Below are 24,180 nucleotides of genomic sequence, written 5' to 3' on the forward strand. Positions count from 1 at the left end.
CCATGCACCTGCTTCCTGAACTCGCCAGCCACCATGCGGTGTCAATTCCCGAGCTGCTCGTCAGCCGGGATGAAAGGCAAGCACGGCAACACGTCTGGCTCAAGCGCCATCCTGTTCCACTGGTCTCCTTTACCGTGGTTGCGCCTGGGCCGATTAAAGACAGCGAGGTCACACGCCGAATTTTTAATCATGGCGTGACAGCCTTGCGTGCCTTAGCCGCAAAACAGGGCTGGCAAATTCAGGAGCAGGCTGCACTGGTTTCCGCCAGCGGGCCGGAGGGCATGTTGAGCATTGCCGCCCCGGCTCGCGACCTCAAGCTCGCCACGATTGAGCTTGAACATAGTCATCCTCTCGGGCGGTTATGGGATATCGATGTCCTGACACCCGAAGGCGAAATTCTCTCCCGCCGCGACTATTCACTGCCGCCTCGCCGCTGCCTGTTGTGCGAGCAAAGCGCAGCTGTTTGCGCGCGTGGAAAAACCCATCAACTGACCGATTTACTCAACCGCATGGAGGCGCTGCTGAACGATGTCGATGCCTGCAACGTCAACTAAAAACACAAAGCTTGCGACGTCATTAATCGATGAGTACGCCCTGCTGGGCTGGCGCGCCATGCTGACTGAAGTCAATCTGTCACCGAAACCAGGCCTCGTGGATCGAATTAACTGCGGTGCGCACAAAGATATGGCGCTGGAAGATTTCCACCGCAGCGCGCTGGCGATTCAGGGCTGGTTACCCCGTTTCATTGAATTTGGTGCCTGTAGTGCTGAAATGGCACCAGAAGCGGTACTCCACGGATTACGCCCAATTGGTATGGCTTGCGAAGGTGATATGTTCCGCGCCACTGCGGGCGTAAACACGCATAAAGGCAGCATTTTTTCTTTAGGGCTACTGTGTGCGGCAATTGGCCGTTTGCTTCAACTCAACCAGTCGGTAACGCCAATAACCATTTGTGCGACGGCGGCAAGTTTCTGCCGTGGCCTGACCGATCGCGAACTGCGTACCAATAATTCACAACTGACGGCAGGTCAACGGTTGTACCAGCAGCTAGGCCTTACCGGCGCACGCGGTGAAGCCGAAGCGGGTTATCCACTGGTGATCAACCACGCCCTGCCGCATTACCTCACTCTGCTGGATCAGGGGTTAAATCCTGAACTGGCATTGCTCGATACCTTGCTCCTACTGATGGCGATCAACGGCGATACCAACGTTGCATCGCGCGGTGGCGAGGGGGGCCTGCGCTGGCTACAGCGCGAGGCGCAAACATTATTGCAAAAAGGGGGCATTCGAACCCCCGCCGATCTCGATTATCTCCGGCAGTTCGACAGGGAGTGTATCGAACGAAATCTCAGTCCAGGCGGCAGTGCCGACCTGCTGATCCTTACCTGGTTTTTAGCACAAATTTAATTATTTAAGCACTTGATAAATTTGGAAATATTAATTTTCGGAGAACCCGTATGTCTTTAGCAAAAGATAATATATGGAAACTATTGGCCCCAGTGGTGGTGATGGGCGTCATGTTTCTTATCCCTGTCCCCGACGGTATGCCACCGCAGGCATGGCATTACTTCGCTGTGTTTGTGGCAATGATTGTCGGCATGATCCTCGAGCCAATTCCGGCAACAGCGATCAGTTTTATTGCGGTTACTATTTGCGTTATTGGCAGTAATTACCTGCTCTTTGATGCCAAAGAATTAGCTGACCCAGCGTTTAATGCGCAAAAACAGGCGCTGAAATGGGGTCTGGCTGGTTTTTCCAGCACCACGGTATGGCTGGTATTTGGCGCATTTATTTTTGCATTAGGGTATGAAGTTTCCGGGTTAGGTCGGCGCATTGCCCTTTTCCTGGTGAAATTCATGGGCAAACGCACGCTGACGTTGGGTTATGCGATTGTCATTATCGACATTCTGCTGGCACCGTTTACACCGTCCAACACCGCGCGTACCGGAGGTACGGTTTTTCCGGTCATTAAAAACCTGCCGCCGCTGTTTAAATCATTCCCGAACGATCCGTCCGCGCGTCGTATTGGCGGCTATTTGATGTGGATGATGGTCATTAGTACCAGTCTGAGTTCGTCCATGTTTGTCACCGGTGCGGCACCAAACGTACTGGGTCTGGAGTTCGTCAGCAAAATTGCCGGTATCCAGATTAGCTGGTTGCAGTGGTTCCTCTGCTTCCTGCCGGTTGGGGTTATCTTGCTTATCATTGCGCCGTGGCTTTCCTACGTGCTGTACAAACCGGAAATCACACACAGTGAAGAAGTGGCAACCTGGGCGGGTGATGAACTAAAAACCATGGGTGCGCTGACACGCAGAGAGTGGACGCTGATTGGTCTTGTATTGCTCAGCTTAGGTTTGTGGGTATTTGGCAGTGAAGTCATTAATGCTACTGCGGTAGGTCTGCTGGCAGTTTCGCTAATGCTGGCCCTGCACGTTGTGCCGTGGAAAGACATTACCCGCTATAACAGCGCATGGAACACACTGGTCAACCTGGCAACTCTGGTTGTGATGGCTAATGGCCTGACTCGTTCTGGTTTTATTGACTGGTTCGCCGGTACCATGAGTACGCACCTGGAAGGATTCTCACCAAACGCAACGGTGATTGTACTGGTTCTGGTGTTCTACTTTGCACACTACCTGTTTGCTAGCCTGTCTGCGCACACCGCAACCATGCTGCCGGTTATTCTGGCCGTCGGTAAAGGTATTCCGGGCGTACCAATGGAACAACTGTGTATCCTGCTGGTGCTGTCTATCGGTATCATGGGCTGTCTGACGCCGTATGCAACCGGTCCTGGGGTGATTATTTACGGCTGTGGCTATGTGAAATCAAAAGATTACTGGCGACTTGGTGCAATCTTCGGGGTGATTTACATCTCTATGCTGCTGTTGGTTGGCTGGCCGATTCTCGCCATGTGGAACTAATACGTTCGCCAAACGCTGAATAAATCATCACGCCCGCCAGGTAAGCCCACCTGGCGGGCTTTTTTATGATTTAATAGATAGTATTCAGTATATGTATGAGTTCCACACCCATTATGAAAGCATTCTGGCGTAACGCCGCGTTGCTCGCGGTTTCTCTGCTTCCCTTCTCTTCTGCCAACGCCGTGGCGTTGCAGGCAAAACAGTATGGCGATTTTGATCGCTATGTCCTGGCCCTCTCCTGGCAAACCGGATTTTGCCAGAGTCAACACGATCGAAATCGTAACGAACGAGATGAATGTCGCCTGCAAACCGAAACGACCAACAAAGCTGATTTTCTGACCGTACATGGTCTGTGGCCAGGATTGCCTAAATCGGTTGCTGCCCGTGGTGTTGATGAACGCCGCTGGATGCGCTTCGGTTGCGCTACTCGCCCAATCCCGAATCTGCCAGAAGCACGTGCCAGCCGGATGTGTTCATCGCCGGAAACCGGGTTATCGCTGGAAACGGCAGCTAAACTAAGTGAAGTCATGCCAGGAGCTGGCGGACGTTCCTGCCTGGAACGCTACGAATATGCCAAACACGGTGCCTGCTTTGGTTTTGATCCAGACGCATACTTCGGCACGATGGTACGTCTGAATCAAGAAATTAAAGAGAGCGAAGCCGGAAAATTCCTTGCGGATAACTACGGTAACACAGTGAGCCGCCGTGACTTTGATGCCGCCTTTGCCAAAAGCTGGGGAAAAGAGAACGTGAAAGCAGTTAAGCTAACGTGCCAGGGTAACCCTGCGTATTTGACTGAAATTCAGATCTCGATCAAAGCTGACGCCATCAACGCTCCGCTTTCTGCCAACTCATTCTTGCCACAACCACACCCAGGCAACTGTGGCAAAACCTTTGTGATTGATAAAGCAGGTTATTAATCCTCTGATTTACAAAACACGCTAATTCGTCTTCCATAAACCATGACGATTAAGATTTATACATAATGCGCTACATTGAGGAATTCCCTGAATGTGACGCAAATCACTTCAAAGAGTGAGCAACAGTCAGTATCATCATGTGAGTTAAACCCTCGCCGCCTGACGGTGAGGGTTTTCTTTTGGGTATGTTTATCTGCGACACTCGCAGTACCGACGACATGGAGTAAAAATGTCCAGACCAACTATCATCATTAACGACCTGGATGCCGAACGCATCGATATTCTGCTGGAGCAACCCGCCTATGCTGGTTTGCCAATCGCCGACGCGTTAAACGCAGAGTTGGATCGCGCCCAAATGTGTTCGCCAGAAGAGATGCCACACGACGTGGTGACAATGAACAGCCGGGTTAAATTCCGCAATCTTAGCGATGGCGAAGTGCGTGTGCGCACGCTGGTGTATCCGGCAAAAATGACCGACAGCAATACTCAGCTTTCCGTTATGGCTCCGGTAGGTGCTGCACTGCTGGGGCTGCGCGTTGGCGATTCCATTCACTGGGAACTTCCGGGCGGCGTTGCAACCCACCTTGAAGTGCTGGAACTCGAATACCAGCCAGAAGCTGCTGGCGACTACCTGCTTTAATCCCATCTGCACAAGCGATAACTCGCTTTGCCCAGAGGATGCACTCGCATCCTCTTTCCGCTCAAATATCAACCAGATTTATCATTTTGCTCTTAAGCGCAGCATTCTAATCTGAACTGGTTATTCATCTGCGGAACCTCATATGAGCGAAGCTCTCGGTATCACTGCATTTTATATATTCATAGCAGCAATTATTGTTGCTGCAGTGCTATACCTTGAACAACGCTGGTAGCGCCTGGTTTTATTTATTTTCCAGCTCAATAGCAAATTCAGATCAAATCAGCCTCGCAAATCATAGATTCATAACCAATAATGTGCTGTTATGTATACATGCAAAAACAAGGAGAGAATGCTTATGTACAAAACAATCATCATGCCAGTGGATGTTTTCGAAATGGAATTGAGCGACAAAGCGGTTCGCCACGCTGAATTCCTCGCCCAGGATGACGGAGTTATTCATCTACTTCACGTACTACCGGGGTCAGCCAGCCTGAGCCTGCACCGTTTTGCCGCTGATGTGCGTCGTTTTGAAGAGCATCTGCAACATGAAGCAGAAGAACGTCTGCAAACGATGGTCAGCCACTTCACCATCGATCCTTCCCGCATTAAGCAACATGTCCGTTTTGGTAGCGTGCGGGATGAAGTCAATGAGTTGGCAGAAGAACTGGGGGCTGATGTTGTAGTTATCGGTTCTCGCAACCCATCGATTTCGACCCATCTGTTAGGTTCTAACGCCTCGAGCGTGATCCGCCACGCCAATCTGCCGGTGCTGGTTGTGCGTTAATTGCCAGAATAAATATCCCGCCCTGCCCGGAGCCATCCCGGCGGGGCTTTTTATTGCCATAAAAAAGCCGCCAGGTTTGACCCCGGCGGCTAAGCAATTGCAGGTGAATCTTACTTCTTCTTATGCTGTTTTGGTGCGAATCAGGTAGTCAAAAGCACTCAGAGAGGCTTTGGCACCTTCGCCAGTGGCGATGATGATCTGCTTGTACGGAACCGTTGTACAGTCACCCGCTGCGAACACGCCTTTCACGTTGGTTTCGCATTTCGCATCAATGATAATCTCACCCATGCGGTTACGTTCGACTGCGCCTTCCAGCCAGTTGGTGTTCGGCAGCAGACCAATCTGGACGAAAATACCGGCCAGTTCGATGTTGTGAATATCGCCGCTGACACGATCGCGATATTCCAGACCAACGACTTTGCTGCCGTCGCCTTTCACTTCCGTGGTTTGCGCATTCAGAATAATTTCGACGTTTTTCAGGCTGCGCAGTTTGTCCTGCAGAACCTGGTCGGCTTTCATTTCTGGCGCAAATTCCAGCAGCGTTACGTGCTCAACGATACCCGCCAGGTCAATTGCCGCTTCCACGCCGGAGTTACCGCCGCCGATAACCGCTACGCGTTTACCTTTAAACAGCGGGCCGTCGCAGTGCGGGCAGTAGGTCACGCCTTTGGTGCGATACTGATCTTCGCCCGGAACGTTCATGTTGCGCCATTTTGCACCGGTCGCCACGATAATGCTGCGTGCTTTCAGTACCGCGCCAGAAGCTGTTTCAATCTGATGCAGGCCACCTTCAACCGCTGCCGGGATCAGTTTGCTGGCGCTCTGGCTGTCGATCACATCAACGTCGTATTCATCAACGTGAACTTTCAGCGCACCTGCCAGTTTCTGGCCTTCGGTCTTCGGTACAGAAATGTAGTTTTCGATATCAACGGTATCGAGGATCTGACCACCAAAACGTTCGCCCATCAGACCGGTACGGATGCCTTTACGTGCGGAGTAAATTGCTGCCGCTGCACCCGCCGGGCCGGAACCGACGATTAATACGTCATAAGCATCACGCTTGTTCAGCTCTTCTGCCGCACGTTTTTCCGCGCCAGTATCAATTTTGGCGACGATTTCAGTCAACGTCATGCGACCCTGACCAAACTCTTTCCCGTTTACGAACACTGCCGGAACGCCCATCACGTTGCGATCGGTGATTTCGTTCTGGAAGGTGCCGCCGTCAATTGCAGTGTGCTTGATGCGCGGGTTCAGTACGCTCATCAGGTTCAGCGCCTGCACCACGTCCGGGCAGTTGTGGCAAGAGAGCGAGTAATAGGTTTCGAATTCAAAATCACCGTCAATATGGCGAATCTGCTCCAGCAGAGACTGCGCTTCTTTCGACGGATGACCACCGGTCCACAACAACGCCAGTACCAGCGAGGTAAACTCGTGGCCCAGCGGGGAACCTGCAAAACGTGGCCCCTGGTTAGAACCTGGGTTGGTGATCAGGAAAGACGGCTTACGCACCGGCAAGCTGTTATCTTCTTTAAAGGTGACTTTGTCTGACAGTTCTGCGATTTCAGCCAACAGTTCCTTGATTTCTGCCGATTTAGCGCTGTCATCCAGCGTGGCAATTAACTCAACAGGCTTGGTCAATTTCTCAAGGTAAGCCTTGAGTTGAGTTTTCATATTTGTGTCGAGCATGTTTATCTCCTGGGCTTTAAACATCATCATGCAAGCGGCCTCTGCGGCTACCTGGATGCAGCTTGCATCATGGTGCGGGGAAGAAAATCGGGTGCCGCAGCACCCGAAGAATTAGGTGAATTTCCGAAGTATTTCGCGCCGGAGTTGGTAGCGCGAAAGACGAAGGAAATTTAGATTTTACCAACCAGGTCCAGAGACGGAGCCAGAGTTGCTTCACCTTCTTTCCATTTAGCCGGGCAAACTTCACCTGGGTGAGAAGCTACGTACTGTGCTGCTTTGATTTTACGCAGCAGGTCAGACGCGTCACGGCCAATGCCTTCAGCGGTAACTTCGATTGCCTGGATGATACCCTGCGGGTCAACAACGAAGGTCGCACGGTCAGCCAGACCTTCATCTTCACGCATGTTGTCGAAGTTACGGGTCAGGGCGCCAGTCGGGTCGCCGATCATCGCATATTTGATTTTAGCGATGGTTTCAGAGCTGCTGTGCCATGCTTTGTGGGTGAAGTGAGTATCGGTAGATACTGCGTATACGTCTACGCCCAGTTTCTGCAGTTCTTCGTAGTGGTCAGCAACGTCACCCAGTTCGGTCGGGCATACGAAAGTAAAGTCAGCCGGGTAGAAGAAGAAGACGCTCCAGCGGCCTTCGGTATCTTTTTCGGTGATTTCGATGAATTCGCCGTTTTTGAATGCCTGGTTTTTAAAAGGTTTAATTTTGGTGTTAATCAAGGACATCTATACTTCCTCCGTGTTTTCGATGAGATGTAAGGTAACCAATTTTTGCCGATTCGGCTAATGCGTTTCCATTATCAAATCGATAAGTTTTACCTTACAACCTTCGTAAGACAACTTTGTGAACTTTGCACCGCCAGCGGCGATAAAAAGTAAAATGGCCCCCTTTCCAGGTGACCGTGTAATCTGAACTACCCTTTGGTATCTTCAGCGCCTGCCTGCAGGCTGAGGTGTTGCCCTTACAAATGCAACAACGACATGGATTACAACACCCTCATAAACAAAGGGCAATCACCTGATCTAAGCTCTTACCTATGACAGTGATAGGTTATGCCTTTTACCCGACTTTTGCACTGACTGAAAAGGACAAATTAATGTTAAAAAAGATACTTTTACTGGCTCTGCTTCCTGCAATCGCCTTCGCAGAGGAACTTCCTGCCCCAGTAAAAGCGATTGAAAAACAGGGCATTACAATCATCAAAACGTTCGATGCTCCCGGAGGAATGAAAGGTTATCTCGGAAAGTATCAGGATATGGGCGTCACCATCTACCTGACTCCAGATGGTAAGCACGCTATCTCCGGTTACATGTACAACGAGAAAGGTGAAAACCTGAGTAACACACTTATCGAAAAAGAAATTTACGCACCAGCCGGACGCGAAATGTGGCAACGGATGGAACAATCCCACTGGCTCCTCGACGGTAAAAAAGATGCGCCGGTCATTGTCTACGTCTTCGCCGATCCGTTTTGCCCATATTGTAAACAGTTCTGGCAGCAGGCTCGCCCGTGGGTAGATTCTGGCAAAGTGCAATTAAGAACATTGTTGGTTGGCGTTATCAAGCCAGAAAGCCCGGCGACAGCAGCGGCAATTCTTGCCGCCAAAGATCCCGCAAAAACCTGGCAAGAATATGAAGCCTCTGGTGGCAAGCTTAAGCTAAACGTGCCTGCAAACGTAAGTACAGAGCAAATGAAAGTGTTAAGCGATAACGAGAAACTGATGGACGATCTGGGGGCAAATGTCACACCAGCTATCTACTACATGAGTAAGGAAAATACACTGCAACAGGCCGTGGGGTTGCCCGATCAGAAAACGCTTAATATCATTATGGGGAATAAATAAAAGATAATTCATGGATGGTTGAAATATATCCCTATTTTTCAACCATCCTAAAAAAGCATGAATTGCTCGCTCTGCCCTAAGTGGCTGTGCTATTTTAGAAAAACTTAATTCTGAGTTAAGCAAAAAAACATAATCAATAAAAATATATACGCAAAAAACATTGATTAAGTGAATATATCATGGAAGAAAAATATAACCGGAGTAGTGTATGGCCAATCTCTACGACTTGAAAAAGTTCGACTTAAATCTTCTTGTCATATTTGAGTGTATTTATCAGCATTTAAGCATTAGCAAGGCTGCTGAATCACTATATATCACCCCGTCAGCCGTGAGCCAGTCGTTACAACGCTTACGTGCGCAATTTAATGATCCTTTATTCATTCGCTCAGGAAAAGGTATCGCGCCGACGACGACAGGGTTAAATCTGCATCACCATCTTGAGAAAAATCTCAGAGGCCTTGAACAAACAATTAATATAGTCAATAAGTCCGAACTAAAGAAAAACTTTATTATCTACGGTCCTCAGCTCATTTCTTGCTCTAATAATAGTATGCTGATCCGCTGCCTACGGCAAGATGCCTCTGTCGAGATTGAGTGCCATGATATCCTCATGTCAGCAGAGAATGCTGAAGAACTGTTGGTTCACCGCAAAGCCGATCTGGTGATCACCCAAATGCCAGTGATCAGCCGTTCCGTCATTTGCATGCCATTGCATACAATTCGCAATACTCTAATTTGTAGTAATAAGCATCCGCGAATTACTGACAATAGCACTTATGAACAAATTATGGCAGAAGAGTTCACCCAATTAATATCCAAATCAGCAGGAGTTGATGATATTCAAATGGAAATAGACGAGAAGTTTATGAATCGCAAAATTTCATTTCGTGGTTCCTCTTTGCTGACAATCATTAATAGCATTGCAGTTACAGATTTACTGGGAATAGTCCCCTATGAACTTTATAACTCCCACCGTGACTTTCTTAATTTAAAAGAGATAAAACTAGAACATCCGTTACCTTCAATAAAGCTTTACATTTCCTATAATAAATCTTCTTTAAACAATCTGGTGTTCTCACGATTTATTGACCGTCTAAATGAGTGTTTTTGATATATAATTTCAGACAGCTACTATAACTTTCACCTATTTATTCACAGCGCGAATGAAAAATAAAACACTCTGCTTTTTAGTGTTTACTTTATAATTAACAGTCTTATCTCACTGATCACCCTGTAACGTTCAGAGAGCGTCTTCAGATGTCTATTTATAAAATTCCTCTTCCGCTCAATATTCTGGAAGCTGCACGAGAGCGTATTACCTGGACACTTAACACCCTACCCCGCGTTTGTGTCTCATTTTCTGGCGGCAAAGACTCTGGTTTAATGCTGCATCTGACAGCCGAACTTGCTCGACAAATGGGCAAAAAAATCTGCGTTTTGTTTATCGACTGGGAGGCGCAATTCTCTTGCACCATTAACTATGTTCAGTCCCTGCGCGAGTTGTACACCGATGTGATCGAAGAGTTTTACTGGGTTGCGCTCCCGCTTACGACGCAAAATTCCCTTTCACAATACCAACCCGAATGGCAGTGCTGGGAACCTGATGTCGAATGGGTGCGTCAGCCCCCGCAAGATGCGATAACCGATCCTGACTTTTTCTCCTTTTACCAGCCAGGCATGACCTTCGAACAATTTGTGCGTGAGTTTGCTGAATGGTTTTCACAAAAACGTCCGGCGGCGATGATGATCGGCATCCGTGCGGATGAGTCCTACAACCGTTTTGTCGCCATCGCCAGTTTAAATAAACAACGTTTTGCCGACGATAAACCCTGGACTACGGCCGCACCAGGCGGTCATAGCTGGTACATTTACCCCATTTACGACTGGAAAGTGGCTGATATCTGGACCTGGTATGCAAATCATCAAAGTCTCTGCAACCCACTGTATAACCTAATGTATCAGGCAGGCGTTCCTCTGCGTCATATGCGAATTTGCGAACCTTTTGGCCCGGAGCAACGACAAGGATTATGGCTCTATCACGTTATCGAACCGGATCGCTGGGCTGCTATGTGCGCACGAGTCAGCGGGGTAAAAAGTGGCGGCATTTACGCCGGACATGACAACCATTTTTATGGCCATCGTAAAATCCTCAAGCCGGAACATTTAGACTGGCAAGAATATGCATTATTGCTGCTCAATAGCATGCCGGAAAAAACAGCTGAGCATTACCGCAATAAAATCGCCATTTATTTGCACTGGTATCAGAAAAAAGGCATCGAGGTTCCACAAACCCAGCAAGGGGACATTGGCGCGAAAGATATCCCCTCCTGGCGGCGGATATGCAAAGTTTTACTCAATAACGATTACTGGTGTCGGGCATTATCATTTAGCCCGACCAAAGCGAAGAACTATCAGCGTTATAACGAACGGATAAAAGGAAAACGTCAGGAATGGGGGATACTATGCAACAACGATTAACGCAGGATTTAACCCAATTTCTCGCCAGCTTGCCGGAAGACGATCGCATCAAAGCGATTAATGAAATCCGCATGGCGATCCATCAGGTTAGCCCCTTTCGAGAAGAGCCAGTGGATTGCGTTCTGTGGGTTAAAAACAGCCAACTTATGCCTAATGATTACAACCCAAACAACGTGGCACCACCCGAAAAAAAACTGCTGAAAAAATCCATTGAAATAGATGGTTTTACCCAACCCATTGTGGTCACGCATACGGATAAAAATGTCCTGGAAATCGTGGATGGTTTTCATCGCCATGAAATTGGTAAAGGCTCATCATCGTTAAAATTACGCTTAAAAGGTTATTTGCCGGTGACCTGTCTGGAAGGTACGCGTAATCAACGCATAGCCGCGACTATTCGTCATAATCGCGCCCGTGGACGTCACCAAATCACTGCCATGTCAGAAATCGTCCGTGAACTCAGCCAGTTGGGATGGGACGATCATAAAATCGGCAAAGAGCTGGGAATGGACGGCGACGAAGTGCTGCGCCTGAAGCAAATTAACGGCCTGCAAGAACTGTTTGCCGACCGTCAATTTTCCCGCGCCTGGACGGTTAAATAACTACAGCTGGCGCAGGCGTTCAGCTGCTGCCAGCAACGTCGATTCCTTCTTGGCAAAACAGAGACGAATCAGTTTATGGGGGAAGGGATCGGCGCAAAACACCGACAGCGGAATCGCCGCTACACCGTGCTCCCGCGTCAGCCACTGGCAAAACTCAACGTCATCCAGGGTAGAAACCGCGCTGTAATCCACCAGCAAAAAGTATGTACCTTCACACGGTAAAATCTCCAGCCGGCTTTCATTTAAAGCATTCACCAGAATATCGCGTTTCTGGCGATAAAAGTCCGGTAACGCAAGATAATGCTCAGGTTCTGCACGTAGCATATCCGCAAGTGCCAGCTGTGCCGGGGTATTCACCGAAAAGGTCAGATACTGGTGTACCTTGCGAATTTCAGCGCTGATGGGCGCTGGCGCAACGCAATAACCCACTTTCCAGCCGGTCATATGATAGGTCTTGCCAAATGAAGAAACTGCCACCGCCCGCTCACGCAGCTGCGGATGCGCCAGCACGCTGGCATGGCCCTGTTGTGAAAAGTTGATGTGCTCGTAAACTTCATCGCTAATGACAAAAATCTCGTGCCCGCCGATCGCCTGCCACAGAGCGGAGAAATCAGCCTGCTGCCAGACAGTTGCACTGGGGTTATGCGGGGTGTTGAGGATCACCAGTCGGGTGCGCTCGCTTAACAATGCGGCAAATTCCTGCCAGTCCACGCGAAAATGCGGTGGTTGCAGTGCAATACGTTTCACTATTCCCCCCGAAAGCGCGATGGCGGGCGCGTAACTGTCATAGCTGGGATCAAAGCAGATCACTTCATCACCATTGCGCACCAATGCGGTAATCGCTGCATATAACGCTTCCGTCGCCCCTGCCGTTACGGTGATATCGCTATCGGCATCCGGTTGATAGCCATACAGACGTTCCGTTTTCTGAGCAATCGCCTCGCGCAAGGCCTGCACGCCAGTCATAGGCGCGTATTGGTTTGCCCCCTGGGCAACGTGGTACGCCAGCCGCTCCTGCAAATAGCGCGGACCATCAAAATCAGGAAAGCCTTGCGACAGGTTAATCGCCTGGTGTTGCTGCGCCAGCGCGCTCATCTGGGTGAAAATAGTGGTGCCAAGTTGTGGAAGTTTGCTTTGTGGAATCAGAGGGTTATTTGTCATTTTTATTGTACCTGACGAAGTTGCGTGTTGAAGGCACTATAACACGATGCTAGTATTTGGCAATCAAGACGTTTAGATGTCTAAATAAAACAATAAGGACAACACAACATGCCTCACAATCCTATCCGCGTGGTCGTCGGCCCGGCTAACTACTTTTCACATCCAGGAAGTTTCAATCACCTGCACGATTTTTTCACTGATGAACAGCTTTCTCACGCGGTGTGGATCTACGGCGAACGCGCCATTGCTGCGGCGCAAACCAAACTTCCGCCAGCGTTTGAACTGCCAGGGGCAAAGCATATTTTGTTTCGCGGTCATTGCAGCGAAAGCGATGTACAGAAACTGGCGGTTGACTCCGGTGACGACCGCAGCGTGGTGATTGGCGTCGGCGGCGGCGCACTGCTCGACACCGCGAAAGCCCTCGCCCGCCGTCTCGGTCTGTCATTTGTTGGCGTTCCGACGATCGCCGCTACCTGCGCCGCCTGGACACCGCTCTCCGTCTGGTATAACGATGCCGGACAGGCGCTGCATTATGAGATTTTCGACGACGCCAATTTTATGGTGCTGGTGGAACCGGAGATTATCCTCAACGCGCCGCAAGAATATCTGCTGGCGGGGATCGGTGACACGCTGGCGAAATGGTATGAAGCGGTGGTGCTGGCCCCACAACCAGAAACGTTGCCGTTAACCGTACGGCTGGGGATCAATAATGCGCAGGCCATTCGCGACGTATTGTTAAACAATAGCGAACAGGCGCTTGCCGATCAGCAAAATCAACAGTTAACGCAATCATTTTGCGATGTGGTGGATGCGATTATCGCCGGAGGTGGAATGGTCGGTGGTCTGGGCGATCGTTTTACGCGTGTGGCGGCGGCCCATGCCGTGCATAACGGTCTGACCGTGCTGCCGCAAACCGAGAAGTTTCTCCACGGCACCAAAGTCGCCTACGGAATTCTGGTGCAAAGCGCCTTGCTGGGTCAGGATGATGTGCTGGCGCAATTAACCGGGGCGTATCAGCGTTTTCATCTGCCGACTACGCTGGCGGAGCTGGAAGTGGATATCAATAATCAGGCGGAGATCGACAAAGTGATTGCCCACACCTTACGTCCGGTGGAATCCATTCATTACCTGCCGGTCACGCTGACACCAGATACGTTGCGTGCAGCGTTCGAAAAAGTGGAATCGTTTAAAGCCTGACGTACATATTTAGCAGCAGCGCGCGCCGCCTTTTCCACCGTAGCGCGCGTCCTGCCGCTCACGGAAAAACTCTTCGTAGGTCATCGGCGTTTGATCGGGATGGTTAACCCGCATATGTTCGACATAGTTGTCGTAATCAGGCATACCAATCATCAGCTTCGCCGCCTGACCTAAATATTTTCCGGCTTTTGCCAGTGAATCAAACATTAATACCTCCGGTAAACAGGTTGCTGAGAGAGTGCTATCAACGCGCTCTGTCAGTCCCCTCGCCCCACAGGAGAGAGGGTTAGGGTGAGGGGGAACCCTCGGCACTATGCCAACATTCTCCCTCACTCTGACTTTAGTGCGCGCCTTTTGCCTGCGCCACAATCTCCTCGACATTTTCCGGCATCGGCTCATACGGCGTTTCTTTCGCCGTTGGCTTCGGCTCTTTCAATGCCGCCAGTGCCGTCTTAATCGAGAACAGCGCCAGAACCACCACGACCACCATAAAGAAGATGGTTAACCCGGCATCCAGACGGTTGTTGAATACCAGTTGCGCCAGTTGTGACTCAGTATACTGCGACGGAATATTGCCGCTGTCGATCATTGCCTGGAACTTGTTAGCAATCGCCAGGAAGCCGACTTTCGCATCCGGGCTAAACGCTTTCTGCCAGCCAGCGGTCAGGGTACAAATCAGCAGCCAGGCCGTTGGTACCAGCGCCACCCAGGCGTAACGTTGACGTTTCATTTTGAACAGCACCACGGCACAAAGCATCAGCGCCATTCCTGCCAGCATCTGGTTGGCAATACCAAACAGCGGCCACAGAGTGTTAATACCGCCCAGCGGATCGACCACGCCCTGATGGAGGAAGTAGCCCCACGCCAGTACGCACAGCGCCGTTGCCAGCAGGTTAGCAGGCAGTGAATCGGTCCGTTTCAGGCCCGGAGACACCACGCCCAGCAGATCCTGCAACATAAAGCGCGCAGCACGCGTACCCGCATCCACCGCCGTCAGAATAAACAGTGCTTCAAACAGAATGGCGAAGTGATACCAGAACGCCACATCCATCATGCCGCCCAGCGCGCCGTGCAGAATGTAGGCCATCCCCACCGCCAGGGTCGGCGCACCGCCCGCACGGGAAATGATCGACTGTTCACCCACTTCGCTGGCAATCTGGTTTAGCGTATCCGGGGTAATCGCAAAGCCCCAGCTACTCACCACTTGCGCTGCAGAAGCGACCACATCCGCCGTACCTGCCGGAGCCAGCACCGCCATCGGGCTGTTCATAGCGAAGTACACACCTGGATCGATGATACAGGCGGAAACCAGCGCCATAATCGCCACGAAGGATTCCATTAACATCCCGCCGTAGCCGATAAAACACGCCTGCCCTTCGTTCGCCAGCATCTTCGGCGTGGTACCGGAAGAGATCAGCGCATGGAAGCCAGACACCGCGCCACAGGCGATGGTGATAAACAGGAACGGGAACAGGTTACCGGTCCATACCGGGCCAGTGCCATCAACAAACTTGGTCAGCGCAGGCATGGTCAGCGTCGGGCGCATGATCAGAATGCCTACCGCCAGACCGACGATAGTCCCGATTTTCAGGAAGGTAGAGAGGTAGTCACGCGGGGCCAGCAGCAACCACACCGGCAGCACCGCCGCCACGAAGCCGTAACCCACCAGCATCCAGGTCAGCTGCACGCCGGTAAAGTCAAAGTACGGTGCCCAAGTCGGGCTTTCTGCCACCCAGCCGCCAGAGATAATGGCGAAAATCAGGAATACCAGGCCAATCACCGACACTTCGCCAATACGCCCCGGACGCAGATAACGCAGGTAGATCCCCATAAACAGCGCCAGCGGAATGGTGAACGCAACGGTATACGTTCCCCACGGGCTATGAGTCAGGGCTTTCACCACGATCATCGCCAGCACGGCAAGGATAATGACCATGATCATAAAGCAGGCCACCAGCGCAATCACCCCGGCGGTTGGCCCCATCTCTTCTTTGACCAGCTCACCCAGCGAGCGACCGTCGCGGCGCGTAGAAACAAACAGCACCATGAAATCCTGCACCGCACCGGCGAGAACCACCCCGGCAAGCAGCCAGATCATCCCCGGCAGGTAACCCATTTGCGCCGCCAGCACCGGCCCCACCAGCGGGCCTGCTCCGGCAATGGCCGCAAAATGGTGACCGAACAGCACTTTCTTGTCCGTCGGCACATAGTCCAGCCCGTCGTTATGGCGCACAGCTGGCGTCATACGCGTCGGGTCAACCGCCAGCACATTTTTGGCGATATACAGGCCATAAAAACGGTAAGCGATCAGATAGATACAGACCGACGCCACCACAATCCACAGCGCGTTGATCTGTTCCCCACGATTTAAAGCAATGTATCCCAGAGCAAATGCTCCCATTACAGAGAGCACTGTCCAGACGAGGTATTTCCCTGATTTGTTCATAGTTGTTATCCGTGTGCGTGTCCATAGAGATGTTACATTTTGTTTCTATAACATCTTTGTACAATTTAACAACACAGCAACCATGTAAATCGGAGTTGAAACCAATATTTAACTTAACAATGTTAACTCGATCACTCCGTTAACCGAGTTTTCCTGCAATCTCATTTAATTCTGTCGGGCTCATCCCAAAACTGCCGTACCCAGCCGACAAGTGCAGCAACGCCGCCCCTGTTCATCGAAAACAACAATTTCCCAACTCTGATTTTGCCGCCCAAGATGCAGCGGCTGGCAGACGCCACGTACCTTGCCTTCAGACACCGGGCGATGATGGGTGGCGTTAAGTTCCGTGCCCACCACACACTGTCCGTCGCGGGTCATCATAAATCCGGCCATCGATCCCAACGTTTCCGCCAGCGCCGCCGACGCGCCGCCATGCAACAGGCCAAACGGCTGATGAGTACGGGTATCAACCGGCATTTCGGCTTCCAGCACATCATCGCCCAGACGGGTATACACAATTCCCAGATGCGCCACCATTGTGTTATCGCTGGTGGCGTTCAGCTCGTCGAGCGTTAAATGGCGTTTCCAGATCATGCTTATGCCCCCAGCGTCGAGCCGCCATCTACCACAATATCCTGTAGGGTGATATGGCTGGCGAGGTCAGAGGCGAGGAACAAAATCGTGTTGGCGATCTCCTGTGGACGGGCGATTTTCCCCAGCGGAATGCCAAGTTTAAACTGCTCGCCAAAGCCGCGAATACGCTGCTCTTCGGCGTCATCGCTTACCCACAGCGTGCGTTGCATATCGGTGTCGGTGGAGCCTGGCGAAACCACATTACAGCGCACGCCGCTACCCGCCAGTTCCAGCCCAACGCTCAACGCCAGGCTTTTCAGCGCCGCTTTCGACGCGCCATAAGCACTCATACCAATGCGCGGCGTGTGTGCGGCGTCGGACGCAACAGTAACAATCGCCCCGCCCCGCTGACGGCGAAACTGGTTCATGGTCTGCTGGAACAGGTTAAACGCACCGCCGACATTGACCGCAAAAGTCTGCTGCCAGTCTTCCTTACTGAGCTGATCGGTCGCGCCCATGCGCAATATTCCCGCCGCATTGACCAGCACGTCCAGTCGCTCCGTTTCAGCTAACAGTCGCTGACATACCTGCGCCACCTGCGCAGCATCGGCAACATCCATCACTTCGGTCGCAAAGGGATATTGCTCCTGCGCGAACGCTTGATCAAAACCAGTGACTTTCGCTCCCGCCTCAACAAACGCCAGCGCCGTGGCGTAGCCGATACCTTTCCCCGCGCCAGTTACCCAGACATTTTTACCGCTGAAATCCATTATTTCACCTCGCGGGAAAGTAGCTTCCACCAGGCGTCGATGGTCGGTTTTTTCGCCAGCATGACAAAGTCGATATCGCCATGCACTTTGCGCCAACGCGCTGCCAGCGCCATCATGCGCACCGAATCCAGACCGTAGTCGATCAGGTTGTCGTCATCGAACGGTTCATCGGACTCGTCCAGCAACGGCAGGATCACCTCACGCAGCGCCGCTTTGCTGGCGGGGACAGGTGCTGGCAGTAATTCTTCAGTCATCACCACCCGGCCAGACCGTCCGGCCACATATTTCAGCGACATCAAATGCTCGTCACGGCTGAAATCGGCCAGCGCATCTGCCACCATAAACGGTTTAATATCGCGCATAAATGCGTCCGTTGCGGTGGTCATACAGCCAATGTGGGCATATACGCCGGTAATAATCAGCTGGTTACGTCCACTCTCTTTCAGCATTTGCTCCAGCAGGGAACGATGAAACGCGCTGTAGCGCCACTTCACCAGCACCGTGTCGTCGGCATCTGGCGTCAGGCGATCCACCACCTTTTGCTGTTCCGGCGAACGGGTCAGGCCCGGCCCCCACATATCATTCAACAGCGCCCTATCTTCATCGCTTTGCTCTTTCGGCTGGGCGGTGTAATAAACCGGGATATTGTGCTGTTTGCAGTAGTCGCGTAATGCCGCAATATTCGCGATCACCTGCGCCATCATCGGGCAGTTCTCACCCCAGAAGCTGACAAAATAGTCCTGCATATCATGGATTAACAACGCGGCACGTTGCGGTTCAAAGGCCCAGTCGACTTTATTCTTAGGGATATCGTGAGACTCCGGCAGTGCGTAAGCCTGTAATTTTGGAATAGCCATCGTGTTCTCTCCTTCAGGCTGATGCGCGTGACGCCAGCCACTGACGTAATTGTTTTTTATCGACTTTCCCGACCGCCGTCAGCGGAAGTGAATCCACACACTCCACGCGATCCGGTAATTTAAATTCGGCAATACCCTGTTCACGCAGGAAACGACGCACCTGCACCGCGCGCAGCGGCTCTTTTACCACCAGATAAGCACAGCTTTTTTCGCCCATCAGCTCATCTTCCATGCTCACCAGTGCGGCGTAGATCACCGCCGGATGGCGCAGCAGCAGGTTTTCGATCTCTTCGGCAGCGATCTTCTCGCCGCCACGGTTAATCTGATCTTTCTCGCGCCCCTGCACGGTGATGTAACCCTCTGGATCAATAGAGATCAGATCGCCGGAACAGTAAAAACCGTTGGCATCAAAGGCGCTGGCATTGTGCTGCGGACTTTTGTAATAACCGCGGAAGGTGTACGGCCCGCGCGTCATCAGGCGTCCAACTTCCCCTTGCGGCAGTGGATTTCCTTCGGCATCGGCAACCCACACTTCATCGTCCGGACACATTGGGTAACCCTGGGTATGGATAATTTTCTCCGCGCTATCATCAAGTCGGGTGTAGTTCACCAGCCCTTCCGCCATGCCAAACACCTGCTGCAACTGACAGCCAATCTCAGCGGGAATACGCGCCGCAAGGGTGGCAGAAAGACGTGCGCCGCCGACCTGTAACAGTTTCAGCGAGGCAAGCTGCGCCCGGCTTTCGCCTTCAGCCAGTGCCTGCAACCACAGGCTGACTGCTGGCGGCACCAGCGCGGTAACGTTGACCTGATGTTTTTCAATCAATGGGAAGCAAAGCGTAGCGCTGGGGTCGGCAGCCAGAACGACAGTGCCGCCAGCGAGAAATACCCCCAGCGATCCTGGCGAACTCATGGCGTAGTTATGAGCCGCCGGGATCGCGCACAGGTAGCGTGTCTGTTGTGTGAACTGACAAATCTCGACGCTACGACGCACGCTGTAGTAGTAGTCGTTATGAGTGCGCGGGATCAGTTTCGGTGTGCCGGTGGTGCCGCCGGAAAGCTGGAAATAGGCCACTTCATCAGCAGGTGACGGCGTGGCAGTAAAATCCTCAGCCGGATGGTTAATCGCATCCTGCAAATTATGCTCACCGCTGTCGTTGTGCAGTTGCACCACGCGAATGGAGGAATGCTCTGCAACAAATGTATTGAGGAAATCATCCCCGCTAAACAGCCCATGCTGGCGATCGGCAATCAGTAACGCCGGTTCAATCTGGCTGGCATAGGCGTTCAGTTCACTACGCTGATGGCTGAACAGCGCCAGCACCGGCGCAACGCCCAGCTTCAGCAGCGCGAAAAAGGTAATATACAATTCAGCGACGTTACCCAGTTGTACCAGCGCGGTTTCACCAGGTTTAATGCCCTGACGGCGCAAACTACAGGCGAGGTTATCCGCCGCCTGATTCAGCTCCCGGTAACTCAACTGCCGCTCGCCGTCGATGACCGCGATGCTGTCGCTTGCGGCATGACGGGTCAGAATGTCGGTCAGCGGCAAATCCTGCCAGTAGCCTTTTTCCCGATAGCGACGGGCAAACTCTTCCGGCCAGCGGGTGAATGGAATGCTCATCCTCACTCCTTAATGCAATCCAAAAACGTTCAACATGGTAGAAAGTTTGACGCCCGTTTCGCGCCACTCACCCAACGGTGACGACGCAGGCACAATCCCCGCTCCGGCAAACAGACGCACCTGATTTTCCCGCAGCTTCGCGCAGCGGATGGTCACCACCCACTCGCCGTTACCTTCGCTGTCACACCAACCCACAATGCCGCCAAACAGTTCGCGGTCGAACGGCTCCAGTTCAGCAATAACCTGGGTCGCGGCCTGATGCGGGAAACCGCTCAGCGCGGGGGTCGGATGCAGCAGACAGGCCAGAGTCAGTGCGTTTTCTTGCGAATTCGCTTTACCTTCAAAGGGAGTTGCGAGATGCCACAGCGTCGGCGTGGTGATCAATTGTGGAGAGGAAGGAACGTGTAACTCACTACTGCGTTCGCGCAGTACCTCTTTCATCGCCTGAGTCACCAGTTCATGTTCATGGCGATCTTTTTCTGACGCCAACAGACGATTACCCGCTTCGCGATCGAGCACTTCATCCGGCTGACGACGCGCGGAACCGGCTAACGGAATGGAGCTAAAACGCTCGCCGTCTTTACGTAGCAGCAGTTCCGGGCTGGCCCCCAGCAGAACGCCACCATCAGCCAGCGGGACATGGAAGTTGTAACTAACCGGGTTTTGCGCAATCAACCGTTCCAGCAATACGCCACTATCAATGGCGGCGTCAGTGGTGATATCAATCAACCGTGACAACACCACTTTGTCGACCTGCGGCGTGGCGGTAAGTGCGGCAGCGCGGGCAACCATCTGTTCAAACGTGGTTTGTTCCGGAATTGCCTGACGTTCCACCACGTTCAGCGACTGGCTGCGAGTGAAACGGCGTGCGGAAGCTTGTTTTTCCTGACGGGAGAACGACTGCCAGGATTCAGGTATATATAGCGACGAAGGCTGACGTGGATCGAAGGGAATCGCCCCGACCATCACCGGATTTTTGATGCCCTGCGCTTTGGCATCGGCAAACAACGCGGCGAGTTTTTGCTGGAAGGGACTGTCGGGTGAATCCCCGTTCACAGCGGGTTCATCGAAGCGGGCGAAACATCCTGACGTCGTAAAACTGCGGTACGGCGACATAAAGAAAAAGCGATTGGGCGCAAGTGTTGCCATGGTCTGCTGTACTTCCTCAGCCAGTGACGTATCCATATCATCCTCCACAAAATGATAAAGGCTTTAATAATGATTATCATTTATATTTTCGGTCGCTAACCTAAAAGCAAACGCGCACTATGTCAACTCTTGAGGTAACGCAATCTGCAACTCGGGGTTGCATCTGGTTGTGGTTACAATGAAAATGAGAAGCATTAACTTCATTAATAACAGGAAGCTGATTTGTGAGACTCGCCTCGCTCTACCGCAACGCCCTTCTATTAACAGGACTTTTGCTTTCAGGAATAGTCGCAGTTCAGGCCGCCGACTGGCCGCGTCAGATTACTGACAGCCGTGGCACTCATTCCCTGGAAAGCCAGCCGCAGCGTATTGTTTCCACCAGCGTCACCCTGACCGGCTCACTGCTGGCGATTGATGCTCCGGTGATTGCCAGCGGCGCGACCACACCGAATAACCGCGTCGCGGATGACCAGGGCTTTTTACGCCAGTGGAGCAAGGTGGCGAAAGAACGCAAACTGCAACGGCTCTATATCGGCGAACCGAGCGCCGAAGCCGTTGCCGCGCAAATGCCGGATCTGATTTTAATTAGCGCAACCGGCGGTGATTCAGCGCTGGCGCTGTACGATCAGCTTTCCACCATCGCCCCGACATTAATCATCAATTACGACGACAAAAGCTGGCAGTCGCTGTTAACGCGACTTGGCGAAATTACCGGGCATGAGAAACAAGCGGCAGAGCGGATTGCACAGTTTGATAAGCAACTGGCAGCGGCGAAAGAGCAAATCAAATTACCTCCGCAGCCGGTCACGGCCATTGTCTATACCGCCGCTGCACACAGTGCCAATCTCTGGACGCCTGAATCAGCACAAGGGCAGATGCTGGAACAACTCGGCTTTACGCTGGCGAAGTTGCCCGCAGACTTAAACGCCAGCCAAAGCCAGGGCAAACGCCATGACATCATTCAGCTTGGTGGGGAAAATCTGGCTGCAGGGTTAAATGGCGAGTCACTATTCCTGTTCGCCGGTGATCAGAAAGATGCCGATGCGATTTATGCTAATCCACTGCTCGCGCACCTGCCTGCAGTACAAAACAAGCAAGTTTATGCGCTGGGAACCGAGACGTTCCGTCTGGATTACTACAGCGCCATGCAAGTGCTGGAACGACTTAAGGCGCTGTTTTAAGCATTAACCGTCAGACGCTGTCACCTGCGGCGGCGTCTGGCGAAAACGCCGCAACTCCACCAGCACCAGCAACAACAACACGCCGATAATCAACAAACCAAAACCGCTCGCGCTTGCGGAAGCAACCGGTGTCATCATCGCTCCCAGACCGCCTAACAGCGCCGCACCTATGGCATCGCCCGTCACGTTTTGCGCCGTCCACAAACCGTTAATCCGCCCTAACATCGCTTCCGGGGTTTGCGTTTGCAGCATTGTATATTGCAGCAACGAACTAACCGCGCTCAGCCAGCCGAACAGCGCCAGACAAACCACGCCTAAAATCCACATCGGCATCAGGCCAAACAGACCAATGGCGAGGAACGATCCCAGCGTGGAGAGCAGCATCAATAACCCTGGTCGCGCGCTATGTGCCAGCTTCCCGCTGGTTAACGCGCCAATAGCCGCGCCGAGCGGGATCGCCGCATAGAGAAAACCAATCTGTGCCGCCGACATCTGCCAGTTGTCAGCCAGCGCCGGATACAGTACCCGCACCGCGCTCGCCATCGTCAATAAACCACCCAACAGCGCAATCCCTCCTACCAGCGGGCTGGCGAGCAGAAAACGAAATCCTGCCAGTAATGATTTCAACGGATGCTCACGCGGCTGCGGTGGCGGTGGCAACGCCGGAAGGCTTAATAACGGCAGCAAGGTAATAAACGTGCCCGCCGCCGCCAGCCCGTAGTTCCAGGCTACGCCGCCGGTCGCCAGCAATAAACCGCCAATCATAGGCGAAATCACCGACCCCAGACGCACAGTCAACATGGTGATCGCCCCGGCCTGCATTAAGTTTTCACGCCCTACCAGTGCAGGTGTCGCCGCCAGTAGCGCCGTAACGCCAAGCGATGCGAAAAAACCATCCCATAAACCGAGTAAATAGATTGCCAGCAAAGATGGCTCCGGCAGCAACGCGTTCAGGCACAGTCCAATGAAGCCAATGCCACAGGTGCCGCGCGCCAGCAAAATCACTTTTTTGCGTTCATAGCGATCCGCCAGCACACCGCCGACCATCAGGCCAACAAACATCGCGCCGCCGGTCAGCGTCACCGAAAGCCCCACCTGCCAGGTAGAATGCGTCATCATCTGGATCTGCACCGGCACCGCGACGCCGAGCAAACCCAGAGACACAATTGAGATAAAACGAGCGAGGAATACTGCGCGAAACGCCGGGTGCGTTTTCAACAGGCTGAGGTTAAGCAGCCAGGATTGTTTATTCATTACAATACCTTGCCATCAAATATTTTAAATACCTATTCTTAGGCTGCACATGCTAACATATCCAAATAAGATCGATAACGATAAT

The 24,180-nt window shown here is 52.2% G+C and carries 24 protein-coding genes; 13 read left to right on the forward strand and 11 right to left on the reverse strand.

The genetic code is table 11. The features are described from left to right. Positions 1-2: 2 nt before the first annotated feature. The 7 genes from citX to uspG all read left to right on the forward strand — a co-directional run bounded on the left by citX (position 3) and on the right by uspG (position 5,265). Positions 3-554 carry a citrate lyase holo-[acyl-carrier protein] synthase gene (gene citX, locus ACJHXB_RS18940; RefSeq protein WP_000550422.1) on the forward strand — a complete coding sequence of 184 codons (552 nt, stop codon included), beginning with the start codon at positions 3-5 and terminating at the stop codon, positions 552-554. After that, a complete protein-coding gene (gene citG / locus ACJHXB_RS18945) occupies positions 529-1,407 on the forward strand; it encodes a triphosphoribosyl-dephospho-CoA synthase CitG (RefSeq protein ID WP_000062438.1) in 879 nt (292 codons plus the stop codon). Before citX ends, citG begins: the two co-directional genes overlap by 26 nt. Positions 1,408-1,457: 50 nt before the next feature. Then, complete coding sequence (gene citT, locus ACJHXB_RS18950; protein ID WP_000050344.1) at positions 1,458-2,921, forward strand: citrate/succinate antiporter CitT; 1,464 nt, start codon at positions 1,458-1,460, stop codon at positions 2,919-2,921. 113 nt (positions 2,922-3,034) lie between these two features. Then, a complete protein-coding gene (gene rna / locus ACJHXB_RS18955) occupies positions 3,035-3,841 on the forward strand; it encodes a ribonuclease I (protein WP_001298345.1) in 807 nt (268 codons plus the stop codon). 229 nt (positions 3,842-4,070) lie between these two features. Continuing rightward, entirely contained in the window at positions 4,071-4,481 is a 411-nt protein-coding gene (gene rnk, locus ACJHXB_RS18960; protein ID WP_000089731.1) for a nucleoside diphosphate kinase regulator, read from the forward strand. A gap of 142 nt (positions 4,482-4,623) precedes the next feature. Then, positions 4,624-4,713 carry a small membrane protein YldA gene (gene yldA / locus ACJHXB_RS18965; RefSeq protein ID WP_001287361.1) on the forward strand — a complete coding sequence of 30 codons (90 nt, stop codon included), beginning with the start codon at positions 4,624-4,626 and terminating at the stop codon, positions 4,711-4,713. Between the two features lie 123 nt (positions 4,714-4,836). Beyond that, positions 4,837-5,265, forward strand: a complete 429-nt coding sequence (uspG, locus tag ACJHXB_RS18970; protein WP_000278505.1) for a universal stress protein UspG — start codon at positions 4,837-4,839, stop codon at positions 5,263-5,265. Positions 5,266-5,385: 120 nt separating this feature from the next. Here the strand turns inward: uspG and ahpF are convergent, their stop codons facing one another. Beyond that, positions 5,386-6,951, reverse strand: a complete 1,566-nt coding sequence (ahpF, locus tag ACJHXB_RS18975; RefSeq protein ID WP_001314555.1) for an alkyl hydroperoxide reductase subunit F — start codon at positions 6,949-6,951, stop codon at positions 5,386-5,388. 170 nt (positions 6,952-7,121) lie between these two features. Continuing rightward, positions 7,122-7,685, reverse strand: coding sequence for an alkyl hydroperoxide reductase subunit C (gene ahpC / locus ACJHXB_RS18980; protein ID WP_000052796.1), 564 nt, complete (start codon positions 7,683-7,685; stop codon positions 7,122-7,124). Positions 7,686-8,056: 371 nt separating this feature from the next. Here ahpC and dsbG point away from each other — a divergent pair, with 371 nt between their 5' ends. The 4 genes from dsbG to ACJHXB_RS19000 all read left to right on the forward strand — a co-directional run bounded on the left by dsbG (position 8,057) and on the right by ACJHXB_RS19000 (position 11,883). Further along, positions 8,057-8,803, forward strand: coding sequence for a thiol:disulfide interchange protein DsbG (gene dsbG, locus ACJHXB_RS18985; protein ID WP_001469131.1), 747 nt, complete (start codon positions 8,057-8,059; stop codon positions 8,801-8,803). Positions 8,804-9,011: 208 nt separating this feature from the next. Further along, positions 9,012-9,914: a DNA-binding transcriptional repressor CitR gene (gene citR, locus ACJHXB_RS18990; RefSeq protein WP_000002465.1), complete on the forward strand. Its 903-nt coding sequence runs from the start codon at positions 9,012-9,014 to the stop codon at positions 9,912-9,914. A 146-nt stretch (positions 9,915-10,060) separates the two neighbouring features. Beyond that, complete coding sequence (locus tag ACJHXB_RS18995; RefSeq protein ID WP_000029824.1) at positions 10,061-11,281, forward strand: phosphoadenosine phosphosulfate reductase; 1,221 nt, start codon at positions 10,061-10,063, stop codon at positions 11,279-11,281. Continuing rightward, positions 11,254-11,883 (forward strand): IbrB-like domain-containing protein, encoded by a 630-nt coding sequence (locus ACJHXB_RS19000; protein ID WP_001605123.1) that lies wholly within the window; start codon positions 11,254-11,256, stop codon positions 11,881-11,883. The genes ACJHXB_RS18995 and ACJHXB_RS19000 overlap by 28 nt, the downstream gene beginning before the upstream one ends. On the opposite strand, the gene ybdL is transcribed toward ACJHXB_RS19000, so the two are convergent. Beyond that, positions 11,884-13,044, reverse strand: coding sequence for a methionine-oxo-acid transaminase (gene ybdL / locus ACJHXB_RS19005; RefSeq protein WP_000183921.1), 1,161 nt, complete (start codon positions 13,042-13,044; stop codon positions 11,884-11,886). 108 nt (positions 13,045-13,152) lie between these two features. On the opposite strand from ybdL, the gene hcxA reads away from it, so the two are divergent. Further along, positions 13,153-14,241, forward strand: a complete 1,089-nt coding sequence (hcxA, locus tag ACJHXB_RS19010) for a hydroxycarboxylate dehydrogenase HcxA (RefSeq protein ID WP_001120402.1) — start codon at positions 13,153-13,155, stop codon at positions 14,239-14,241. 9 nt (positions 14,242-14,250) lie between these two features. Here hcxA and ACJHXB_RS19015 read toward each other — a convergent pair whose 3' ends face one another. The 7 genes from ACJHXB_RS19015 to entC form a co-directional block, all read right to left on the reverse strand. Further along, complete coding sequence (locus ACJHXB_RS19015) at positions 14,251-14,448, reverse strand: YbdD/YjiX family protein (protein ID WP_000460431.1); 198 nt, start codon at positions 14,446-14,448, stop codon at positions 14,251-14,253. A gap of 133 nt (positions 14,449-14,581) precedes the next feature. Continuing rightward, complete coding sequence (cstA, locus tag ACJHXB_RS19020) at positions 14,582-16,687, reverse strand: pyruvate/proton symporter CstA (RefSeq protein ID WP_001043146.1); 2,106 nt, start codon at positions 16,685-16,687, stop codon at positions 14,582-14,584. 180 nt (positions 16,688-16,867) lie between these two features. Beyond that, positions 16,868-17,281, reverse strand: coding sequence for a proofreading thioesterase EntH (gene entH, locus ACJHXB_RS19025; protein WP_000637953.1), 414 nt, complete (start codon positions 17,279-17,281; stop codon positions 16,868-16,870). Between the two features lie 2 nt (positions 17,282-17,283). Then, positions 17,284-18,030: a 2,3-dihydro-2,3-dihydroxybenzoate dehydrogenase EntA gene (entA, locus tag ACJHXB_RS19030; protein ID WP_000347633.1), complete on the reverse strand. Its 747-nt coding sequence runs from the start codon at positions 18,028-18,030 to the stop codon at positions 17,284-17,286. After that, positions 18,030-18,887: an enterobactin biosynthesis bifunctional isochorismatase/aryl carrier protein EntB gene (entB, locus tag ACJHXB_RS19035; protein ID WP_410233526.1), complete on the reverse strand. Its 858-nt coding sequence runs from the start codon at positions 18,885-18,887 to the stop codon at positions 18,030-18,032. Before entB ends, entA begins: the two co-directional genes overlap by 1 nt. Positions 18,888-18,900: 13 nt before the next feature. Continuing rightward, entirely contained in the window at positions 18,901-20,511 is a 1,611-nt protein-coding gene (gene entE / locus ACJHXB_RS19040; RefSeq protein WP_000026816.1) for a (2,3-dihydroxybenzoyl)adenylate synthase EntE, read from the reverse strand. Positions 20,512-20,520: 9 nt separating this feature from the next. Next, positions 20,521-21,696, reverse strand: coding sequence for an isochorismate synthase EntC (gene entC, locus ACJHXB_RS19045; RefSeq protein ID WP_000381303.1), 1,176 nt, complete (start codon positions 21,694-21,696; stop codon positions 20,521-20,523). Between the two features lie 188 nt (positions 21,697-21,884). On the opposite strand from entC, the gene fepB reads away from it, so the two are divergent. Beyond that, entirely contained in the window at positions 21,885-22,841 is a 957-nt protein-coding gene (gene fepB, locus ACJHXB_RS19050) for a Fe2+-enterobactin ABC transporter substrate-binding protein (protein WP_001234368.1), read from the forward strand. 3 nt (positions 22,842-22,844) lie between these two features. Here the strand turns inward: fepB and entS are convergent, their stop codons facing one another. Further along, a complete protein-coding gene (entS, locus tag ACJHXB_RS19055; RefSeq protein ID WP_001041788.1) occupies positions 22,845-24,095 on the reverse strand; it encodes an enterobactin transporter EntS in 1,251 nt (416 codons plus the stop codon). Positions 24,096-24,180 lie beyond the last annotated feature (85 nt).

Origin of the sequence: Escherichia sp. WS3227_2 (genome assembly GCF_046486495.1) — a bacterium.
In the GTDB taxonomy this organism is placed as follows: domain Bacteria; phylum Pseudomonadota; class Gammaproteobacteria; order Enterobacterales; family Enterobacteriaceae; genus Escherichia; species Escherichia coli.

Coding starts and splice junctions, on each gene's coding strand:
- ahpF (WP_001314555.1), bottom strand. CDS start 6,951: ATGCTCGACACAAATATGAAAACTCAACTCAAGGCTTACCTTGAGAAA.
- ybdL (WP_000183921.1), bottom strand. CDS start 13,044: ATGACAAATAACCCTCTGATTCCACAAAGCAAACTTCCACAACTTGGC.
- citX (WP_000550422.1), top strand. CDS start 3: ATGCACCTGCTTCCTGAACTCGCCAGCCACCATGCGGTGTCAATTCCC.
- ACJHXB_RS18995 (WP_000029824.1), top strand. CDS start 10,061: ATGTCTATTTATAAAATTCCTCTTCCGCTCAATATTCTGGAAGCTGCA.
- entH (WP_000637953.1), bottom strand. CDS start 17,281: ATGATCTGGAAACGCCATTTAACGCTCGACGAGCTGAACGCCACCAGC.
- hcxA (WP_001120402.1), top strand. CDS start 13,153: ATGCCTCACAATCCTATCCGCGTGGTCGTCGGCCCGGCTAACTACTTT.
- citR (WP_000002465.1), top strand. CDS start 9,012: ATGGCCAATCTCTACGACTTGAAAAAGTTCGACTTAAATCTTCTTGTC.
- citG (WP_000062438.1), top strand. CDS start 529: ATGTCGATGCCTGCAACGTCAACTAAAAACACAAAGCTTGCGACGTCA.
- rnk (WP_000089731.1), top strand. CDS start 4,071: ATGTCCAGACCAACTATCATCATTAACGACCTGGATGCCGAACGCATC.
- dsbG (WP_001469131.1), top strand. CDS start 8,057: ATGTTAAAAAAGATACTTTTACTGGCTCTGCTTCCTGCAATCGCCTTC.
- entC (WP_000381303.1), bottom strand. CDS start 21,696: ATGGATACGTCACTGGCTGAGGAAGTACAGCAGACCATGGCAACACTT.
- ACJHXB_RS19015 (WP_000460431.1), bottom strand. CDS start 14,448: ATGTTTGATTCACTGGCAAAAGCCGGAAAATATTTAGGTCAGGCGGCG.
- ACJHXB_RS19000 (WP_001605123.1), top strand. CDS start 11,254: ATGGGGGATACTATGCAACAACGATTAACGCAGGATTTAACCCAATTT.
- ahpC (WP_000052796.1), bottom strand. CDS start 7,685: ATGTCCTTGATTAACACCAAAATTAAACCTTTTAAAAACCAGGCATTC.
- entA (WP_000347633.1), bottom strand. CDS start 18,030: ATGGATTTCAGCGGTAAAAATGTCTGGGTAACTGGCGCGGGGAAAGGT.
- rna (WP_001298345.1), top strand. CDS start 3,035: ATGAAAGCATTCTGGCGTAACGCCGCGTTGCTCGCGGTTTCTCTGCTT.
- uspG (WP_000278505.1), top strand. CDS start 4,837: ATGTACAAAACAATCATCATGCCAGTGGATGTTTTCGAAATGGAATTG.
- entE (WP_000026816.1), bottom strand. CDS start 20,511: ATGAGCATTCCATTCACCCGCTGGCCGGAAGAGTTTGCCCGTCGCTAT.
- entS (WP_001041788.1), bottom strand. CDS start 24,095: ATGAATAAACAATCCTGGCTGCTTAACCTCAGCCTGTTGAAAACGCAC.
- cstA (WP_001043146.1), bottom strand. CDS start 16,687: ATGAACAAATCAGGGAAATACCTCGTCTGGACAGTGCTCTCTGTAATG.
- entB (WP_410233526.1), bottom strand. CDS start 18,887: ATGGCTATTCCAAAATTACAGGCTTACGCACTGCCGGAGTCTCACGAT.
- citT (WP_000050344.1), top strand. CDS start 1,458: ATGTCTTTAGCAAAAGATAATATATGGAAACTATTGGCCCCAGTGGTG.
- yldA (WP_001287361.1), top strand. CDS start 4,624: ATGAGCGAAGCTCTCGGTATCACTGCATTTTATATATTCATAGCAGCA.